This is a genomic window from Streptomyces sp. STAM6 (genome assembly GCF_054963715.1).
On sequence record NZ_JBUEFZ010000088.1, the window covers coordinates 1 to 1049 of the forward strand.

The window sequence follows — 1049 nt, forward strand, 5'->3', positions numbered from 1 at the left end:
CCTACACCCTTACCCCGGGACAACCACCGCCCGGGCTGGACTACCTTCCTGCGTCACCCCATCGCTTACCTACTACAGATCTGGGTCATCGGCTCCACCACTCCCCTTTGCCCGAAGGCTCCGGGGCGGCTTCACGGACTTAGCATCGTCTGATTCGATATTGGGCGTTTCAAAGCGGGTACCGGAATATCAACCGGTTGTCCATCGACTACGCCTGTCGGCCTCGCCTTAGGTCCCGACTTACCCTGGGCAGATCAGCTTGACCCAGGAACCCTTAGTCAATCGGCGCACACGTTTCTCACGTGTGTATCGCTACTCATGCCTGCATTCTCACTCGTGAACCGTCCACAACTCGCTTCCGCGGCTGCTTCACCCGGCACACGACGCTCCCCTACCCATCACAGTCCCCGTTGGGGGTATGTACTGCAATGACACGACTTCGGCGGTACGCTTGAGCCCCGCTACATTGTCGGCGCGGAATCACTTGACCAGTGAGCTATTACGCACTCTTTCAAGGGTGGCTGCTTCTAAGCCAACCTCCTGGTTGTCTCTGCGACTCCACATCCTTTCCCACTTAGCGTACGCTTAGGGGCCTTAGTCGATGCTCTGGGCTGTTTCCCTCTCGACCATGGAGCTTATCCCCCACAGTCTCACTGCCGCGCTCTCACTTACCGGCATTCGGAGTTTGGCTAAGGTCAGTAACCCGGTAGGGCCCATCGCCTATCCAGTGCTCTACCTCCGGCAAGAAACACACGACGCTGCACCTAAATGCATTTCGGGGAGAACCAGCTATCACGGAGTTTGATTGGCCTTTCACCCCTAACCACAGGTCATCCCCCAGGTTTTCAACCCTGGTGGGTTCGGTCCTCCACGAAGTCTTACCTCCGCTTCAACCTGCCCATGGCTAGATCACTCCGCTTCGGGTCTTGAGCGCGCTACTGAATCGCCCTGTTCGGACTCGCTTTCGCTACGGCTTCCCCACACGGGTTAACCTCGCAACACACCGCAAACTCGCAGGCTCATTCTTCAAAAGGCACGCAGTCACGAGA

1 rRNA gene is annotated in these 1049 nt (G+C 57.6%); it reads right to left on the reverse strand.

The window, feature by feature from the left end:
• Positions 1 to 1049 (reverse strand): 23S ribosomal RNA (locus tag ACY34K_RS33845); the annotation flags it as partial.